The organism is Rhizobium sp. WSM1274 (assembly GCF_025200775.1).
Taxonomy (GTDB): domain Bacteria; phylum Pseudomonadota; class Alphaproteobacteria; order Rhizobiales; family Rhizobiaceae; genus Rhizobium; species Rhizobium leguminosarum_I.
In genome coordinates, this window is record NZ_CP104139.1 from 249,315 (window position 1) to 268,131 (window position 18,817).

The 18,817-nt window shown below is 60.2% G+C and carries 18 protein-coding genes; 14 read left to right on the forward strand and 4 right to left on the reverse strand.

Going from position 1 to position 18,817, the window contains the following annotated elements; all coding sequences use genetic code 11:
• The 5 genes from N2600_RS25415 to N2600_RS25435 are packed head-to-tail and all read left to right on the forward strand — an operon-like array spanning position 1 to position 4,756.
• Positions 1 to 879 (forward strand): ABC transporter permease, encoded by an 879-nt coding sequence (locus N2600_RS25415; RefSeq protein WP_260299251.1) that lies wholly within the window; start codon positions 1 to 3, stop codon positions 877 to 879.
• A gap of 18 nt (positions 880 to 897) precedes the next feature.
• On the forward strand, positions 898 to 1,815 hold the full coding sequence (locus N2600_RS25420) for a dihydrodipicolinate synthase family protein (RefSeq protein WP_260299252.1): 918 nt from the start codon (positions 898 to 900) through the stop codon (positions 1,813 to 1,815).
• Positions 1,816 to 1,823: 8 nt separating this feature from the next.
• Entirely contained in the window at positions 1,824 to 2,840 is a 1,017-nt protein-coding gene (locus tag N2600_RS25425) for an ABC transporter ATP-binding protein (protein WP_260299253.1), read from the forward strand.
• Positions 2,841 to 3,794 carry an ABC transporter ATP-binding protein gene (locus N2600_RS25430; protein ID WP_260299254.1) on the forward strand — a complete coding sequence of 318 codons (954 nt, stop codon included), beginning with the start codon at positions 2,841 to 2,843 and terminating at the stop codon, positions 3,792 to 3,794.
• A 26-nt stretch (positions 3,795 to 3,820) separates the two neighbouring features.
• Positions 3,821 to 4,756 (forward strand): dihydrodipicolinate synthase family protein, encoded by a 936-nt coding sequence (locus tag N2600_RS25435; RefSeq protein ID WP_222282219.1) that lies wholly within the window; start codon positions 3,821 to 3,823, stop codon positions 4,754 to 4,756.
• An 896-nt stretch (positions 4,757 to 5,652) separates the two neighbouring features.
• On the opposite strand, the gene N2600_RS25440 is transcribed toward N2600_RS25435, so the two are convergent.
• Complete coding sequence (locus tag N2600_RS25440) at positions 5,653 to 6,417, reverse strand: IclR family transcriptional regulator (RefSeq protein ID WP_260299255.1); 765 nt, start codon at positions 6,415 to 6,417, stop codon at positions 5,653 to 5,655.
• A gap of 193 nt (positions 6,418 to 6,610) precedes the next feature.
• Here N2600_RS25440 and N2600_RS25445 point away from each other — a divergent pair, with 193 nt between their 5' ends.
• The 7 genes from N2600_RS25445 to N2600_RS25475 all read left to right on the forward strand — a co-directional run bounded on the left by N2600_RS25445 (position 6,611) and on the right by N2600_RS25475 (position 14,728).
• Entirely contained in the window at positions 6,611 to 8,185 is a 1,575-nt protein-coding gene (locus N2600_RS25445; protein ID WP_260299256.1) for an ABC transporter substrate-binding protein, read from the forward strand.
• 146 nt (positions 8,186 to 8,331) lie between these two features.
• Positions 8,332 to 9,186: an alpha/beta hydrolase gene (locus N2600_RS25450; RefSeq protein ID WP_260299257.1), complete on the forward strand. Its 855-nt coding sequence runs from the start codon at positions 8,332 to 8,334 to the stop codon at positions 9,184 to 9,186.
• Complete coding sequence (gene ggt / locus N2600_RS25455) at positions 9,183 to 10,793, forward strand: gamma-glutamyltransferase (RefSeq protein WP_260299258.1); 1,611 nt, start codon at positions 9,183 to 9,185, stop codon at positions 10,791 to 10,793. Before N2600_RS25450 ends, ggt begins: the two co-directional genes overlap by 4 nt.
• Positions 10,794 to 10,857: 64 nt before the next feature.
• Entirely contained in the window at positions 10,858 to 11,832 is a 975-nt protein-coding gene (locus N2600_RS25460) for an ABC transporter permease (protein ID WP_260299259.1), read from the forward strand.
• Positions 11,833 to 11,835: 3 nt separating this feature from the next.
• Positions 11,836 to 12,750 (forward strand): ABC transporter permease, encoded by a 915-nt coding sequence (locus N2600_RS25465; protein WP_260299260.1) that lies wholly within the window; start codon positions 11,836 to 11,838, stop codon positions 12,748 to 12,750.
• A complete protein-coding gene (locus N2600_RS25470) occupies positions 12,747 to 13,724 on the forward strand; it encodes an ABC transporter ATP-binding protein (RefSeq protein ID WP_260299261.1) in 978 nt (325 codons plus the stop codon). The genes N2600_RS25465 and N2600_RS25470 overlap by 4 nt, the downstream gene beginning before the upstream one ends.
• Positions 13,724 to 14,728 (forward strand): ABC transporter ATP-binding protein, encoded by a 1,005-nt coding sequence (locus N2600_RS25475; protein WP_162115906.1) that lies wholly within the window; start codon positions 13,724 to 13,726, stop codon positions 14,726 to 14,728. The genes N2600_RS25470 and N2600_RS25475 overlap by 1 nt, the downstream gene beginning before the upstream one ends.
• 39 nt (positions 14,729 to 14,767) lie before the next feature.
• Here N2600_RS25475 and N2600_RS25480 read toward each other — a convergent pair whose 3' ends face one another.
• The 3 genes from N2600_RS25480 to N2600_RS25490 form a co-directional block, all read right to left on the reverse strand.
• Positions 14,768 to 15,193, reverse strand: a complete 426-nt coding sequence (locus N2600_RS25480) for a CBS domain-containing protein (protein WP_162115857.1) — start codon at positions 15,191 to 15,193, stop codon at positions 14,768 to 14,770.
• A 100-nt stretch (positions 15,194 to 15,293) separates the two neighbouring features.
• Complete coding sequence (locus N2600_RS25485) at positions 15,294 to 15,734, reverse strand: DUF2267 domain-containing protein (protein WP_260299262.1); 441 nt, start codon at positions 15,732 to 15,734, stop codon at positions 15,294 to 15,296.
• 91 nt (positions 15,735 to 15,825) lie between these two features.
• Positions 15,826 to 16,875 (reverse strand): AI-2E family transporter, encoded by a 1,050-nt coding sequence (locus N2600_RS25490; protein ID WP_222385854.1) that lies wholly within the window; start codon positions 16,873 to 16,875, stop codon positions 15,826 to 15,828.
• A 25-nt stretch (positions 16,876 to 16,900) separates the two neighbouring features.
• Here N2600_RS25490 and N2600_RS25495 point away from each other — a divergent pair, with 25 nt between their 5' ends.
• Together N2600_RS25495 and N2600_RS25500 are read left to right on the forward strand one after the other, a co-directional pair.
• On the forward strand, positions 16,901 to 17,962 hold the full coding sequence (locus N2600_RS25495; RefSeq protein ID WP_260299263.1) for an alpha/beta fold hydrolase: 1,062 nt from the start codon (positions 16,901 to 16,903) through the stop codon (positions 17,960 to 17,962).
• A 179-nt stretch (positions 17,963 to 18,141) separates the two neighbouring features.
• Positions 18,142 to 18,816 carry a L,D-transpeptidase gene (locus tag N2600_RS25500; RefSeq protein ID WP_260299264.1) on the forward strand — a complete coding sequence of 225 codons (675 nt, stop codon included), beginning with the start codon at positions 18,142 to 18,144 and terminating at the stop codon, positions 18,814 to 18,816.
• Position 18,817 lies beyond the last annotated feature (1 nt).

Sequence of the window (18,817 nt, forward strand, 5' to 3'; positions counted from 1 at the left end):
ATGCTGGCACGCTCTTCCGAACGCCGGAGCCCCGGACCACTGGCCCGCGCCTTCAGTCGCTTTCTGCTCAACCGCGCAGCCGTTGCCGGCGTCTGCATTGCCATTCCGATGCTGCTGCTGATCCTCTCCTATCCGCTATGGTGGGCCTACCGGCCGAACGACATCGATCTTCTGGCGATGAATAGCGGCCCGACGGCAACGCACTGGTTCGGAGCCGACGGCGTTGGCCGCGACGTCTTCGCGCGCGTGCTCGAGGGCGGCAGGATTTCGTTGCTGGTCGCGGTCGCGTCGACCGCGCTTTCGGCGGTCATGGGGTTTCTTTTTGGAGCAATCTCGGCGCTTGCAGGACGTTGGACGGACGCCGTCTCGATGCGCTTCGTCGATCTGGTGATGACCCTGCCGCCCGTCATCTTCCTGCTTGTGCTCGCCTCGATCGCCGGCACCGGCATCTGGCCGACCGTGCTCGTCATCTCGCTGCTCTCTTGGCCGCTGCTGGCGCGCATGATCCGTTCGCGGTTGCTGGAACTGCGCGAACGCGACTTCGTCATGGCCGCCCGCGGCATGGGCGCCGGCATCGGACATCTGCTGTTTCGCCACGGCCTGCCGAACTCGATCGATATCCTCGTGGTCTATGCAACGCTGCAGATTGCCAATGCCATCCTGCTCGAGGCGGGGCTGTCCTTCCTCGGTCTCGGCATCGCCCCGCCCGCGGCAAGCTGGGGTAACATGCTGAACGCGGCCCGCTCGACCGCCGTGCTCGAACAATATCCGTGGCAATGGCTCTTCCCCGGCGCCGCGCTGATCCTTGCCGTGCTGGCAATCAACTTCATTGGCGATGGCCTCAGAGATGCCTTCGACCCGCGTGCCGAACTGAACTGACAATCGAAAGAAGCGAAAATGTCCAAATTCAAGGGTGTCGTGCCTCCCGTCGTAACACCGCTCAATCCGGATCTCACCGTCGACTACCCATCCTATACGCGCGTGCTCGAGCATCTGATCGATGCCGGTTGCCATGGCGTATTCGTGCTCGGCTCGACGAGCGAGGTGATCTTCCACGATGAGAAGACCCGGCGGGACATCATCGAACATTCGGCCAAGGTGGTGAATGGCCGGGTGCCGCTGATCGTCGGCGTCATCGATCCGACCACGGATCGCGTCATCGCCCATGCGAAGGTCGCGAAGGCGGCCGGCGCCGATGCGGTCGTGGTGACGGCGCCATTCTATACCGTCACCAGCCAGTCCGAGATCCTCGACCACTTCCGTTATATCCGCGACGCAGTGGATGTTCCGCTAATCGCCTACGACATTCCCGTCTGCGTTCATATCAAGCTGCAGCGCCAGACGGTCGTCACGCTTGCAAGGGAAGGCGCCATTATCGGCCTGAAGGATTCCAGCGGCGACGACGGCAACTTCCGCTACGCGCTCCTCGATCTTGCCGAGCATAGGGACGTCTTCCTGATGACCGGCTCCGAGATCGTCGTCGATACCGCCCTGCTGATGGGCGCCCATGGCGTTGTCCCCGGTATCGCCAATGTCGATCCGCGCGGCTATATCAGGCTTTGGGATGCTGCCCAGCGCGGCGACTGGGTCGCCGCGAGGAAGGAGCAGGAGCGGCTTTGCCGCCTCTTCGAAATCGTCTGGGTCGCGCAGGGCCGCGTCAGCGGCGGTGCAGCCGGCATCGGCGCCTTCAAGACCGCCATGCGTAGCCTCGGCATCATTGATTCCGCCGTCATGCCGCGGCCGCGTGCCTCCCTTAACGATACCGAAACGGCACGGATCAACGAGATCCTGCGTGCAACCGGCCTGCTGAACTGAGCCGGCTGATGGAGCAGACCGCCGAACCCGTACTCGACATCAGAGGATTGCGAACGATCTTCCGCATCCGCGGCAGCGAGATCACGGCGGTCAACGATATCGACCTGAGGGTTGCCGCCGGCGAGACGCTCGCGCTCGTCGGCGAATCCGGCTCCGGCAAGTCGGTCACCAGCCTGTCGGTCATGCGGCTGCTCACCCGCAACATCGGCGTGATCGCCGCAGGCAGCATCCGCCTTGCAACGGGCGACGGTGTGATCCGCGATCTCGTCTCCCTCGATGAAGAGAGCATGCGCAGGATCAGGGGGGATGACATCGGCATGATATTCCAGGAGCCGATGTCGAGCCTCAATCCCGTCTTCACCATCGGCGACCAGATCGCCGAGCCGATCCGCATCCATCGCGGCGCCGACCGCAAGGCAGCGATGGACGCAGCCGTCGCGCTGCTTGAAAGCGTCGGCATACCGGACGCCCGACGCCGCGCCGGCCAATATCCGCACGAACTCTCGGGCGGCATGCGGCAGCGCGCCACAATCGCCATGGCGCTCGCCTGCGATCCGGCGCTGCTGATTGCCGACGAGCCGACCACGGCGCTCGACGTGACGATCCAGGCGCAGATTCTCGACCTGCTCCTCAAACTGCAGCGCGAGCGCGGCATGGCCATGCTCTTCGTCACCCACAATCTCGGCGTCGTCGCCGAAATCGCCCATCGCGTGGCGGTGATGTATGCCGGCCGGATCGTCGAAGAAGGGCCGGTCGGCGAGGTTTTCCGCAATCCCAAGCATCCCTACACGATGGGCCTTCTCGCCTCCATGCCGCGCCTTGGCGATGCCGCGCGGATGAAACAGGCCGGCGAAAAGCTCGCCGCCATTCCCGGAATGGTCCCGAGCCTGATCAACATGCCGAGCGGCTGCGCCTTTTCCCCGCGCTGCAAATTCGCGATCGAAGCCTGTCGCGCTGCCGTTCCCGCGCTCGAACAGGTCAATCCGCAGCATCGCAGCCGCTGCATCAGATGGCAGGAGATCTAGATGAGCGCACCGCTGCTTTCCGTCCGCGACCTTTCGAAACACTATACTTCCCGTGGCACGCGGCTGAACATTCTTGAGGGTATCTCCTTCGATATCGGCAAGGGTGAAGTCGTCGGGCTTGTCGGCGAATCCGGCAGCGGAAAGACCACGATCGGGCGTTCCGTCCTTCGCCTCGTCGAGCCGTCGTCCGGCAGCATCCGTTTCGACGGCACAGAACTCACGGCACTTTCCGCCTCCGCGCTCAGACGACAACGGCCGCGCATGCAGTATATTTTCCAGGATCCCTTCGCCAGCCTGTCGCCGCGTATGACGATCGGCGAGATCCTGACGGAAGGCCTTAAGATCCAGGGGATCGGCACCGCCCGTGACCGGCTCGAACGGGCGCAGTCGGCCTTGACCCAGGTCGACCTGCCCGCCGATGCGATCAATCGGTACGCGCATGAATTTTCCGGTGGCCAGCGCCAGCGCATCGGCATTGCCCGGGCGTTGACCTTGTCGCCGGAATTCATCGTCGCCGACGAGCCGGTTTCGGCACTCGACGTATCGATCCAGGCGCAGGTGATCAACCTGCTGCGCGATCTGCAGCAGCAGCTTGGCCTGACCATGCTGTTCATCTCGCATGACCTCGCCGTCGTCGAATATATCTGCGACCGGGTGATCGTGCTTTATCTCGGCCGCATCATGGAAATCGCGCCGAGTGCCGATCTTTATGCGAGACCGCAGCATCCCTATACGCGCGCGCTGCTCTCGGCGATTCCGTCGCCCGATCCGGATGCCCGCCGTAACAGGCAGATCCTGAAAGGCGATATTCCAAGTCCGGCCAATCCGCCGAGCGGATGTGTTTTTCGCACGCGCTGTCCGAGCGCGCTCGAGGCCTGCGCCGGCACCGTTCCGCAATTGCGGGAAATCGCACCTGGCCATTTCAAGGCCTGCATTCGCGACGACCTCAACTGATCCGTCATGCATCGGAGAAACAAGAGATGAATGCAAAGACGCCGCGTCCCGCCATCGGCGGAAATTGGGCGAGCCTGCTTTTGCCGATCGCAGCCGATGACAGCATCGAATTCGACAAGCTCGGTGAAGAGATCGATATCCTCATCGATGCCGGCGTCGATGGTATTTACTCAAATGGCACTGCCGGCGAATTCCACAATCAGACGGAGGCGGAGTTCGACAGGATCCAGGCAATGCTGGCCGAGCGCTGCAAGGCGTCTTCAACCCCATTCGTCATCGGCGCCTGCCAGCCCGACCCGCTGATCATGCTCAATCGCGTCCGCCGCGCCGCCGCACTCGATCCCCACGCCATTCAGGTCATATTGCCGGACTGGTGGCCGCTTACCGATGCCGAAGCGATCGATTTCCTGAAACAAGCGGCTGAGGCTGCCGACGGTATTCGGCTCATCCTCTACAATCCACCGCACGCAAAACGGGTACTGGCGCCAAAGGAGTTGGGCGCGGTCTGTGCGGCGGTGCCTGAGGTGATCGGCATCAAGCTCGCCGATGGCGACACCTCCTGGTATGCCGAGGCACGCCGGCATCTCTCCGGGCTTTCGCTCTTAGTCCCCGGCCATCATCTTGCAACCGGCACGAGGGAAGGTGTGGCAGCAGGCTCTTTTTCCAACGTGGCCTGCCTTAGTCCCCGCGGCGCTCAGATCTGGACGGTCTCGATGCGAAACGATATCGACGCCGCACTCGATCTGGAGCGACGCATCCGCACGTTTATGGACGCGCATATCGTCCCGTTTCGGCAGGATTTCGGCTATTCGAACGCCGCTCTCGACAAACTTTTAAGTGCGATCGGTAATTGGGGACCCGTGGGCACCCGCTTGCGGTTTCCCTATCGCTCGATAGACATGGCGGAAGCGGTCAGGTTGCGACGCATCGCACGTTCCGAACTCCCCGATCTTTTCCCCTGAATTTGCTGCGAGCAGTCTGCGCTTGGGCTTGGCACGAAACAACCTGCGTTGGCTGGCAGAAACGAGAATTGTCCCGAGATGGAGCAATCTCCCGGGCCAGTTGCAACACATTGGGGCTCTCGGCGTTCTCCCAAGATATGCAGCAAAGGATAAGGTCGCGACCGCTCTCGGTCCGTCGAGCTGCACGTTTCGGCGGTCCCTCCCGGAGCGAACTGGTGTGAGATTTCGATGTAAATGAACGCGACACGCCGATCGAAGTTGATTTTGATGGGATGATTGCTGAGCCCGCGCAAGGAGAATGCGATGGCGGATGATAGCAATGGTGCAGAGCAAATCCTGCAGTGCATGACAACGGAGCATTTCGTGCTGCAGACTGCCCGTGCAGCCACGATCCAGGAGGCCAATCAGCGCGCCAATCTGTTCCTGACATCGGTTTCGGGCGGCACGATCGCTCTGGCCTTCGTCGCGCAAGTCACTCAGATGGGCACGCCTTTCGTGCTGTTCAGCCTGATCCTGCTGCCCTGCCTCTTCTTCATCGGTCTTGTCACTTTCGTGCGCACCGTGCAGGTCACCATCGAAGACATGGTGCACGCCCGCGGCATGGCCCGGATCCGGCACTACTATGCCGAGTTGGCGCCCGTCATGCGGAAGTACCTGATCCACTCCACCCACGATGATCGCTCGGCCGTGCTCGTCGACAAGGGACTGAAGCCGTCGCCGTGGCAGTTCTTCGTAACGACGGCCGGAATGGTCAGCACCATCGATGGCGCAATCGCAGGCGTCTTCACAGGCATAGCGGTCACATCGCTCATCCATGCAGGGGTGGCTCCCGGCGTGGTTTCCGGAGTTTTTGTCTTCGGTCGTGACAAGATCCGATATGGCACGCCGAAAACCCGCTACCATCCCAGCCGGGCCGATATCTTGCTGGAGGCCTCCTTCAGCAGAACGATGAAGCGGTCGACATCGCTTTTTTGCGTGCGGAAGGCCGGGGCGCCGACATTCACCGCGGCGATCACGGATCCGTCGAATGCCAGAACCGGCACCGAGACGGAGACGAGTTGATCGCTGACTTCACCGTAGCTCACACAAAATCCCTGACGGCGGATTTTATCCAATTCAGCAACCAACTTGCCGCGATCCGTGATCGTGCGCTTGGTCAGCCGCGGCAAAGTCTCGGGGATCATCTGCGACTGCACCTGGGGCTGTAGATAGGCGAGAAGCACCTTGTACGAGCCGGCCGTGAGCGGCCGTCTTCGACCGATCATCGCCTGCACCCGCAAGTCGCGCATCGGTTCGAACTTCGCAATACACAGGGATTCCCCATTGTCGATGATCCTGAGCTGGGTCGTTTCGTTCGCCTTCTGGCCGACTTCTTCAAGAATGGGATTGGCTATGCGCACCAGATCAACCTGTGTCGAGGCAGCGGTCCCGAGAATGATCGCAGTCGTCCCCAGCCGGTAAGTGCTCGTATCACTCTTCCGCACCAGGCCGCGTCGTTCCAGTGTGCGTAACATGCGCAAAATTCTCGGCTTGGTCTCCCCGAGGTTCTGCGCCACCTCAGTCAGTCTGATATCCGGGTTTTTGGCGACATTTAGCAATACCTCGATGCAGACATCAACAGACTGCACGATATCGCTTTTTGACGGATTTCTTTTGTCCATAGGGCCAGAATTTTCTCCGCGACCAGGGCTGAAGGAGTGGCATAATTTCAAGTTACGCGTATCGTAACGCGCTTGTTTTCCGTTTGACAGCCCCCTTGCGGCCCCCTTACCAATTTGTGTCAAGAGTGGATGGGAACCTGCTCGCACCGACCAAGCAAGGTCGGCCCAAAAACGCTAAACCGGGATTGAAGAAATGGCCGCAAAAACATTGACGCGGGCAGCGATCGGGCTGCTTGGTACGATTGCTATTCCTGCAATGGTCGCCGCACAGGAAACCCCGCTGACGATCGGGATGTCGACGACGCCGACGACGCTAGATCCTCATGAAGATAGTTCGGCGCCAAACAATGCGACCTCACGCCATATCTGGGACAGCCTCATAAACCTCACGGGAACGTCGGCAAATGCGCCGGAACTCGCCACCGAATGGAAGGTCATCGACCCGACCCATTGGGAATTCAAGCTGCGGAAGGGCGTGAAATTCCATGACGGCAGCGAGTTCAACGCCGATGACGTCATTGCTTCGCTTCTGCGTGCCCGCGACAAGCCCAGCCAGAGCTTTGCTTCCTACACCCGCAATATTGTCAATGTCACCGCCACGGATCCCTATACCATCGTCGTCGAGACGAAGGTTCCGGATCCGATCCTGCTGAATTCCGTCAGCCGAATTCGCATTATCAGCGCCGATTGCAAGGAGGCGCCAGTCCAGGATTTCGACAACGGCAAGTGTGCAATCGGAACCGGGGCCTATTCCTTCGTCTCCTATTCGCCAGGCAGCAACCTGACCTTGAAGCGCAATGACAGCTATTTCGCGGGCCCCTCACAGTGGTCGAACGTTACGCTGCGCTTCCTGCCCGATGACGGCGCCCGTCTGGCATCGCTTCTTTCCAACGAGATCGACATTGTCGAAACTCTTCCTGCCGATGGAATGGCACGCGTCGAAGCGAGCGATAATCTGCAAGTCATCAATGGCCTGTCGTCCCGCTTCGTTTATCTTGGCCTCGATGTCAGCCGCGATGTTTCGCCTTTCGTGAAGGCTGCGGACGGCTCCGATCTCGACAAAAACCCGCTCAAGGATGAACGGGTGCGTCGCGCAATGCTGATGTCGATCAACCGGCCGGCAATCGTCGACCGCGTCATGCAGAAGAATGGCACGGTGGCCGATCAATTCGTCGTCCAAGGCTATGCGGGCTATTCCGCAAAAGTCGAGAAGGTGGGCTATGATCCTGCTGCAGCTAAGGCGCTTCTGGCTGAGGCCGGTTATCCGGATGGCTTCAGCCTGACCCTGCATGGCCCCTCTGGCCGTTACGTCAAGGATGCCGAAGTTCTGCAGGCGGTCGGCCAGATGTTTACGCGCATCGGCATCAAATCGAAAGTCGAGGTCCTGCCCTGGTCGATGTATTCGGAAGCCTATTCAAAGGGCACCTACAGCACCTATTTCGGCTCCTGGGGTGTGAACACCGGCGAAACCACCAACCCGACTGTTGCGCTGGTCGCGACGCGCGACGAGAAAAAGGGAACCGGCAGATATAATGGCGGCGGTGTGTCCGATCCGAAGATCGACGAGGTGCTGGCCAAGGCCAGTTCGACGCTCGATGAAGCTGCACGTGCGCCCCTTCTCGAGGAACTGTCGACCGAGACCTTCAATAACCTCTGGCTTCTCCCGATGCACTACGAAAACGTCGTGCTAGGCGCAAAGAAGACCGTGTCCTACACCCCGCGCGGCGACAAATATACGCTCGCTTACGACGTGAAGCCGGCGGACTGATGCATCTCGTCCAAAAGCGTGCAGCGGTTTTGGGACAAATAAAGATTTGAAGTGCGTCGCATCGATCCAATCGATGCGGCGCGGTTTAAAACAGCAGCATGGGGCCGCCCCGAGGCCGCCCTTTCGTCATCTCCCAGGAGACATTCATGCAGGAACTTGGAACGGGCGAAGCCGTCGCCCGGGCGAAGACCATCTATGACTATGGCCAGACGGCCATCTTCGCCTCTCAGGCCGATCCCCGCCTCCATATAGTGCTTTATGTGCCGCCGACGGCGGCAGACGGCCGCAAGCTCGACCTCCTGGTCGCGGTCCACGGCACCGGGCGCACGTCGGCCATCGACTTTCGCGACGGTTTTGCCGAATTCGGGCTCTACAACGACTGTGCCATCCTTTGCCCGATCTTCCCGGTTGGCGTTCTCGGCGATGGTGCGCGTTCCGGCTACAAGTTTCTTGAGGAAGGCGACATCCGCTACGATGAGGTCGTCCTCGCCATGGTCGCGGAGATGGCCGACAAATACCGCCAGGACTGGTCCAAATTCGCCATGTTCGGCTTCTCCGGCGGCGGCCATTTCGTGCACCGTTTCGCAATCCTGCATCCGGAAAAACTCTGGGCGGCATCGATCGGCGCACCGGGTTCCGTCACCCTTCTGGATCCGACGCGTGACTGGTGGGTCGGCATTCGGGATCTGGAGGCGCGCTTCGGCAAGGCCTTCCGGCCCGAGGATCTCGCCAAGGTGCCGGTGCATATGATCGTCGGCGACGCCGATCTGGAGACCTGGGAAATCACCCACAAGCCGGGCGGCAAATATTATATGGATGGCGCAAACGACGCCGGCAAAACCCGGCCAGAGCGCCTTGCCGCCCTGGCGAGCTCATTCCGCAAAGCGGGTGTCGATGTGACGTTCGATCGTGTTCCGGGCGTCTCTCACGACCGGATGAAAGTTCTGGGCAACGTCAAGGCCTTCCTGGCAAAGGTGCTGGAGGGCCGTCGCGCGAAATGAGAAATGCAACGATCGTGGCGCCTCAGCCGGAGGCAGTCGAAGCCGGCGCGGAAGTTCTTGAGCGCGGCGGCAATGCCATCGACGCAGCACTTGCCTGTGCTTTCGTCCAGGGCGTGGTCGACCCGCAGATGGCCGGCATCGGCGGCTTCGGCTCCATGCATGTCTACATGCCGAAAAAGGGCGTGCACGAGATCCTCGAATTTTATGCGCGCGCGCCGTTGAAGGCTGCGCCGGACATGTGGCTCGACAAGATCAAGCACCAGAGCCGCGACGGCTTCGGCTACGTGCTTGAAGGCAATATTTCCGATATCGGCTATCTTGCCGTCTGCACCCCCGGCTCGCTCAAGGGCTATGAGACCGCGCTGCGCGACTACGGCACCTTCGATTGGGCCGATCTCATCAAGCCGGCTATCCGCCTTGCCCGTAACGGTTTCATGATCCGAAACCATATGCATTGGTATTGGGCCAAGGACCAGTCGAATGACGGTTTTGCCAACACGATCGACAAGCTGCGCTTCTCCGCAACGGGACGGCAAACCTATTTCCACGACGACGGCACGCTCAAGAATGTCGGCGACCTGCTCGTCAACAAGGACATGGCAGAGACCCTCGAACGCATCGCGCGAAGTGGCGGCTCGGACATCTTCTATCACGGCGAAATGGCCGAACAGATCGCCGGCGATTTCGAGGCAAATGGCGGCTTGATCGATCGGGAGGATCTGGCGCGTTACGAATTGTCGAAGGTAGAGCCGGTTTGGGGCGACTACCGCGACAACCGCATCGCCACCTCGCCTCCGCCAGGCTCGGGCTTCCCGATGCTGGAACTCCTGCACATCATGGAGCAGTTCGATGTCGGCTCGCTGCAGCATGGCAGCGCCGAACATGTCCGCATCCTCTTCGAGGCCATGAAACGGATGACGATCGACAAGGACGCGCATATGGGCGATCCCGCCTATGTCGATGTGCCCTATGAAAAGCTGCTGTCGAAAGAGCATGCAAAGGCGCATGCCGGCGCGATCAAGGCGGGCGCGATCGCCAGTGTTTCGCGTCTTGATGGCTCGCAACGCGACACCACCCATATCTCGGTGATCGACAAGGACGGCAATGCCGTCGCGATGACCCATACCCTCGGCAGTCCCTCGGGCGCGATCACCGATGGACTCGGCTTCATGTATAATGGCACGATGAGCCGCTTTAATCCGCTTCCGGGCAAGCCCGGCTCCATCGCGCCCGGCAAGCGGCGTCCCAGCTCGGCGGCACCCACGATCGTCTTCAAGGGCGACGAGCCCAGCATTGTCATCGGAGCTCCAGGCGGCAGCTATATCGCGCCGGCCGTTGCGCAATGCCTGATGAACATGATCGATTTCGACATGTCCGTGCTCGAGGCCGTCTCGGCGCCGAGGATTGTAGGGGTGTCAAACACGATCGACATCTGCAATCGCATTCGACACTCTGTCGAAGACGAACTGCGGGCGCAGGGCTATCAGGTGGCCCGGTCGCCGCAGACATATGCGTTCGCCGCAGTCCACGCGATCAAGATTGACGGCGGCATATCGAAAGGCGCGGCCGATCCACAGCGCGACGGGACGGCGATCTCCGTCGCCTAGATTCAAATGTTATAGCGCCTTTGCGGCTCTCGAAAAGACGCGCGGCACTGTAGGGAGAGGTTCAATGGTCACATCCATCATCAGGCGAATGATACAGGCGCTGTTCGTCGTTGTCGCGATGACGATCATTGTCTTCATCGGCGTCAATGTGATCGGCAACCCGGTCGACATCCTCATCAACCCGGACGCCAATCAGGCGGAGCGGGCACTCGTCATCGCCCATTACGGCCTGGATCAGCCGCTGTGGAAACAGTACCTGCTGTTTCTCCAAGGACTTCTGCACGGGGACTTCGGCAACAGCTTCGTTTATGGGCGCCCGGCGCTGGGTCTGATTCTCGAACGTCTCCCGGCGACGCTCGAACTGGCGATCACGGCTCTCGGCATCGCGATGCTGTTCGGCTTGCCGCTGGGGCTGTATGCAGGACTCTACCCCAATCGGCTCTCCTCCAAGCTCATCATGAGCGGCTCGATCCTGGGCTTCTCGCTTCCGACCTTCTGGGTCGGTCTCATGCTGATCATGGTATTTTCCGTCGAGCTCGGCTGGTTGCCGACGAATGGTCGTGGCCCGACGCAAGAACTGCTTGGCGTACAATGGTCGTTTCTGACCGCAGACGGCATCCGGCACCTTTTATTGCCCGCCTTCAACCTGGCTCTGTTCAAGACGTCGCTCATTCTTCGCCTGACCCGCGCCGGTGTGCAGGAGGTCCTTCCCCAGGACTATGTGAAGTTTGCCCGCGCCAAGGGCTTGCGAGAGCGGCGGATCATTTCCGTGCACGTTCTCAAGAACCTGATGATCCCGGTGTTAACGATCATCGGCCTTGAGTTCGGGTCACTGATCGCCTTTTCGGTCGTCACCGAAAGCATCTTTGCGTGGCCGGGCATGGGCAAGCTCATCATCGACTCGATCAATCTTCTCGATCGCCCTGTCATCGTCGCCTACCTGATGATGATGGTGCTGCTCTTCGTCGTCCTCAACTTCATCATTGATATCTGTTATACCCTTCTGGATCCGCGGGTCCGGCTGGAAGGAAAGGCTTGACCCATGGCCGAACCAAACACGCAAGACACAAGCGCTCCAGCGCCCGAACCCAGTCGTCTGTCGAAAGGGATCGCGGATTTCTTCAGCTCTCCTGCAGCCGCGATCGCCTTCCTCACGCTGGTGATCATCTGTTGCCTGGCGCTGTTCGCGCCATGGATCTCTCCGCAAAACCCCTATGATTTGATGCAGCTCGACATCATGGATGGACGACTGCCGCCGGGGTCGGAATCCATGACCGGGCTCGTCTATCACCTCGGTACCGACAGCCAGGGCCGCGATATCCTGTCCGGCATCCTCTATGGCCTGCGTACCTCTTTGCTGGTGGGCGTTCTGTCGGCTTTCGCTGCTGCCATCATCGGAACCTCAGCCGGACTGTTCGCCGCTTACATGGGAGGGCGCACGGAAACCGCGATGATGCGGCTCGTCGACCTTCAGCTCTCGTTTCCCACCATATTGATGGCGCTCATGATGCTCGCTGTGCTCGGCAAGGGCGTGCCCAATGTCGTGATCGCACTGATCATCGCCGAGTGGGCGACCTATGCCCGCACGGTCCGCGGCACCGCTCTGGTCGAGCGCGAGAAGGAGTATATCGAGGCGGCCCGGATGCTGCGCCTGCCCGGATGGAGCATCCTCTTCAGGCACCTGCTGCCGAACTGTCTTGCGCCGGTCATCGTCATCGCCACCATGCAGATCGCCAGGGCAATTGGCCTGGAAGCAACCTTGTCCTTCCTCGGCCTCGGCGCATCGGTGACCGAACCCTCGCTCGGCATGCTGATCTCGACGGGCTACCAGTATCTTCTGACGGGCTTCTACTGGATCAGCTTCTTTCCCGGCATTGCCCTTCTGGTCACGATCGCGGCGATCAATCTCGTCGGCGACCGGCTGCGCGATGTCCTCAACCCGAGGAACATGTCATGACCCCATTGCTGCAAGTGAGCAATCTCGTCACCGAATTCGGCGGCGGCAGGGGACGGCCCAGCATTTGCGCCGTCAATGATGTGTCATTCACGGTGGAGCGCGGCAAGGTCCTTGGTCTTGTGGGAGAATCCGGATCCGGAAAGTCGGTGACCGGCTTCTCGATCATGCGGCTCCTCGATAAGCCCGGCCGGATTGTCGGCGGCAGCGTCATCTTCGACGGCGCCGACATCGCGAAATATTCTGACGAAGAGATGCGGCAACTACGCGGCAAGCGGATCGCCATGGTATTCCAGGATCCGATGATGACGCTCAACCCGGTCCTGACCGTCGGGACGCAGATGGTTGAAGCCGTCCAGGCACACGAGCGAGTCTCGAAGGATGCCGCCCGGCAGCGGGCGCGGGATGCTTTGGCGCTGGTCGGAATACCAAGCCCTGAAGAAAGGCTTGCCGCCTATCCGCATCAGTTTTCCGGCGGAATGCGCCAGCGTGTGGCGATTGCCATAGCGCTTCTTCACAAGCCGGACCTCATCATCGCCGATGAACCGACGACGGCGCTTGATGTGACCATCCAGAGCCAGATCATCTCCGAATTCCAGAAACTCACCGAAGAGGGAAATACGGCGGTGATCTGGATCACCCACGATCTGGCGATCGTTTCAAGATTGGCCGACGAGATCGCCGTCATGTATGCCGGACGCCTCGTCGAGACCGGACCGGTGGGCAAGGTTCTGACCGATCCTCACCATCCCTATACCGCCGGTCTGATCGCGTCCGTTCCTTCGCAAAACAGACGCAGAGAGCCCCTTCACCAGATCCGCGGCATGACGCCGGCCATCAACCGCCTCCCACAGGGATGTAGTTTTCGTACGCGCTGTGATCGGGCAAGCGACGGCTGTCTGGTCATGCCGGCGCTCGTGCCGGAAGGCGATCGCTCCTTCCGCTGCATTCATCCCGTAACGAAAGAGGTAGCATGATGACGGCGACCGCCGCGCCCCTGATCGAAGCGAGGAACGTGTCGCAGCGCTTCGGAGCCAAGCCCGATCTCGCCGCCAAGATCGCGCTCAAGCTCAAGCTGGCCAAGCCGGCGCCTATCGTTCACGCGCTTGATAATGTCAGCCTCAGCATCCGGCCCGGAGAGGTTGTCGGCCTTGTCGGCGAAAGCGGTTGCGGGAAGTCGACGCTTGGCCGCGCCATTGCAGGGATTACGTCACCGAGCCAGGGCCAAATCCTCTGGAAGGGGATGGACCGAAGCGCCATGTCGAAAGGCGAGCAGCATCAGTTCGGTCTCGCCAGCCAGATGATCTTCCAGAATCCGTTGGCGGCTCTCAATCCGCGCATGACCGTCGAAGAGCTTATCTGGGAGGCGCCTCGGACGCATGGGCTTGCCCGCTCCACGGAACGCGACGCCTATGTCGACAGATATTTGATGCTGGCCGGTTTCGACCCGGCCATGAAAAGGCGATACCCGCACCAGTTTTCCGGTGGCCAGCGGCAACGCGTCAATATTGCGCGTGCGCTTGCCGTGCAGCCGAAATTCCTCGTCTGTGACGAAAGCGTCGCAGCACTCGACGTTTCCATCCAGGCTCAGGTGATCAACCTTTTCATGGAACTTCGTGACAAGCTCGACCTGACCTATTTGTTCGTCAGCCATGATCTCGGCGTCGTGGAACATATTTCCGACCGCGTTGCGATCATGTATCTCGGTCGCATCGTCGAAGAGGCGCCCGTCGAGGAGGTTTTCAGGCGGCCCAATCATCCTTACACGAAAGCGCTCTTGGCCGAGGTGCCGCGCATCGAACCCGGCAAGCGACAATTCAAGCCCGTCGATGGCGAACTCCCCAGCCCGATAAACCCGCCGAAAGGCTGTCACTTCCATCCGAGATGCCCGATTGCGATGGACCGCTGTCATATGGAAGTGCCGGTGAAAAGGGAAATTGCACCGGGGCACCTGTCGGCTTGCCACCTCAATGATGAATAACCTCGAACAACAGACCGGTGATGGCTTCAGGTCATCCTGCTAATGTGCATGAGCCCCGCCCGGACGGGAGACTTTTTTCAACCCGGCTCCCGCGGCGGCGGTGTTCGCCAGGGAGGCGTCGCCGAGCGAAATGACGCCGGTTAGGCGCTTGTCACGATTGACGACGGGAAGGCGGCGGACCTGGACCTGCCCCATGTTGCGCGTCACGTCGTCGACATCATCGTCTTCGAAGCAATATTTGACATCGCGGGTCATGACTTCGCGCACCTTTGCATCGCCCCCTAATCCGTCGGCAAGCCCGCGCACGACGAGATCGCGGTCGGTGATGGTTCCGACGAGCCGGTCATTGTCGCCGACCGGCAGGAAGCCGATCTGCCTGTCGGCCATGCATCTCGCGATTTCGGCTATCGTCTGGTTAGGGTTGGCGATTTCTACATCGCGCGACATGATCTCTGACACTTTCATTGTCTTTCATCCTGCCTTTTGCGGTTAATGACGTCGAATGTTCCGGTGAGAGTCGTTTCCGAAACGATGTGGTTGCGGCTCCTGCCAGTCTCTCGAGGCCCTAATGGCGCATATCCGGATCCGGCCAGAGCGCCTGGACTTCTGCCGGCAGCCCTTGGCGCACTTTCCGCACCCCGCCCGGATCGATATAGTGGGAAAGCACCCGGAAAACCGACCGCACGGCCTCCTTCGCGTCTACCGGACGCGTCGATGAAAGCTCGTCGTTCACCTGCTCCAGGAACTCATCCAGGGAACGTGAACGGACGGGTTGTTTGGAAGGTTCGTAGCGGTCGTAATAGGCGCCGCGCACGAGGAGCGGCAGCTGTGCCGACAGATGCGCAGCCAGATCGATCGGCAGACGATCTCTCAACGTATGAAGAACCGCGCCAAGCACATGCCAAGCGAGCTGCCGATCAGGTCCCTGGTCGGCCATCAGATCGTCGAGCCATATATTTGTGGTTTGCAGCGTCTTATCGAAGACGGCGACACCCGAAGCGCTCATGGCTTCACCTCCATGATGATGGTTCGAATCTGTTGAACCACTCAGGGAGATGAAATTTCCGGAAGGCATCGTTAAATGCACCGGCCGCTCGTCAAGAATCCGACGTGCCCTCCTCCTCCACGAAAATTCCCCAAGCGGCGATGAAGAGAGCGGCTATCAACGGCCCGATCACGAAACCATTGATGCCTACGAGAGAAATGCCGCCAATGGTGGAAATGAGGACAACATAGTCCGGAAGCTTGGTCTCCCTGCCGACCAAGGACGGCCTCAGAAGATTATCGACAAGACCTATGACGAGGGCGCCGACCGCAACCAGCACAAGCGCCTTCACCCAAAAACCGGCCAGGGCCAGGTAAACGGCCGTGGGCACCCAGATCAATGCGGCGCCGACCGCAGGCAGCAGCGACAGGAAGCTCATCAGCACGCCCCACAGCAGGGCTGGCTCGACGCCGAGGGCCCAGAAGGCGATCCCGCCGATCGAACCTTGGATGATAGCGATGATAATATTTCCTCGCACGGTCGCGTGAATGACCGAGGTGAATTTGGAGGTGAAGCGCAGGGTATGGGCGTCGCTGAGAGGCAGCGCTCTTCTGATGGCGCGGGCAACGGCGCGCCCATCCCGGAACATGAAGAACAGAAGATAGAGCATCACGCCGAATGTCACGAAGAACCGAACGGTGTTCTGGCCGAGGCTCAAGGCACGCCCGGCAAAGAAGCCGCCGCCCTGCATCAATGCCGAAGAAACGCGTTCCTGAAACGTATCGACGCCATTCAGCTCGATCCTCCGGAGCCAGTCGCGGAGGAAAAGGGGCAACGCTTCTTGCAGTTTCTGGACAAAGCTTCGGACATCGATCTCGCCGCTGTCCATGCGTTGGTAGAGAAGGTTGCCCTGCTGGACGAGTGAACTGAGAACGATCAACCCCGGAATGATCACGACGCAAAGGCAGACCAGCACGGAGAGCGCTGCAGCAAGGTTTCCGCGCCCACCCAGCTGCGCCTCCATACGGGCGTGAAGCGGGAAGAAGATGATGGCGAGGACGACTGCCCAGAATATCGCCGAATAGAACGGTAGCACGATGGCGACGAAGGCAATGGTCACGAGGACCAGAAGCACATAGAAACTGACACGCTGAAGGAGCATTCGATCTTTCCGCTTCGAGACCGCGATGATGATGATAGCACAGATGCGGCGGCAGTGCTGGACCTCCCTTCCATCCTGTCTCGATGGCTCGATGCCGCAGGCGCTGTCTCGCAACCGGCCGGAACTTCTTCTTCCGATTTTTGTTATTCGGCTCATGTTAATGAAGCAATCAGTCCAGCCGAGGCTCGGAACAACAATTCATATCGAAGATCAGGGTGTTCACATCCTTGACGGAGGCAACCCACATGGCGTTCCAGTCCTCCTCCTGCATGGCTGCGGCAGTCTTGCGCAGGAAATTTCCCTTCCCTTCGACAACAGCGACTTTCGGATCATCGCGCCCGACCGCCCTGGCTATGGACTGACCACGCCGCTTGCGCGGGCGCAGCGTGGACCCGAGGGACAGTCCTTCTGGCTTGAGCGCCTTCTCACTTCTCTCGACCTGCCGGAGGTGAGGATCGTCGCGCACTCGATCGGCAGCGCGGCGGCGTTACACCTTGCTGCAAGAAGACCAGACCTCGTCAGGGGACTTTTTCTCGTTTCCCCATGTTGCGCGCCTGTGCCATCGAAGCCGTTGATTGTGCTTAGATCGGCGGTTGCTCCGGTGGTCGGGCCGTTGATCCGCCAGCACGTCATTGGCCGGTGGCCCGCATTCTTTCTCGATCGAGGTCTGAGGTCGTCCTCTTTTCCTAATCCTCTGCCTTCTGATCTCGCGGACCTGCCGGCCCCTCACGTGGTCAATCCGATTACCATCCGCACGATGGCCGACGAGTTGCGCGCCTTCAACGGAGACATGGAGCGCCTTCCAGATCTGCCTGGCGATCTTCCCCTGCACGTTCTCTTCGGGATGGCGGACCGAGTGATTTCACCGAACTGGCATATTGATTGGCTTTGCAGGAAGCATCCAGGGCCGGTCGTCAGATTGCTGGAAGATGTCGGGCATTTACCCCATCATGTGGTCCCTGGCGTGGCGCGAGAGATGCTTTGTGATGTTGTGGAGGCATCGGCACAAGATACGAAACTCCCGCGCGTGAGGAGCATCGGCTCGCAGGCGGTTGCAGAAGCGAGTGCCGGTCTCAAGAGTAGATGAATCCCCGGCCCTCCAGTTCAAGGCGCCGCGGTATTCCAGAGTAACGATGGGGCAATACCACACCAGAAGGCCGCAAGCCGATCTCTGCCTTTAGAGTGGAGATGATTTTTCTGTTGTCGCAAATGAAAAATCTGATTTACTGACGCTTCGCTGCTTGGCTTTAAGGGGGGATATTGCCGATGCCGTGGACTCGCAGAAATATTATGCTGGGTGGTTTGGCGTTACTTGGCGTCGGTGCAGTCCGGAAACCGGCATTTGCCGCGGCATCATCCTATTTCGACGGCACCATCGTCGACAATGGCGTGACGTTCCGAAGCACCAACTTTGCCAAGATCGACAGACAGTGGCACCGCCAGGTTGTCAAATATTTTAGCAGCGAGCCAATCGGCACCGTCGTCGTCGACACGAGGCACCATTTTCTCTACGTGATCATGGAGAACAAGACAGCCATCCGCTATGGCGTCGGCGTCGGTCGCGAGGGCTTCAAATGGTTTGGCCGCGCGACGATCGACGATAAATCGCTGTGGCCGCGCTGGACGCCGCCGCCGGAGATGCGCAAGCGCCATCCGGAACTGCCCGAATTCGTGGCGGGAGGCTCACCGAAAAATCCACTCGGTCCCCGCGCCATGTACCTGCATCGCGACGGCGTCGATACCGGCTATCGCTTCCACGGCACGCTGGAGCCGTGGAGCATCGGCAAAGATGCCTCCAGCGGCTGTATCCGCATGTTCAACGAAGACGCCATCGATCTTTACCAGCGTTGCCCCATCGGCACTGCGGTGCAGGTTCTGCCGCATATTGCAGACCAGGCTGAAAGCGCCACGCAGGTCAGCCAGACAACCCCGGCCGAATAAG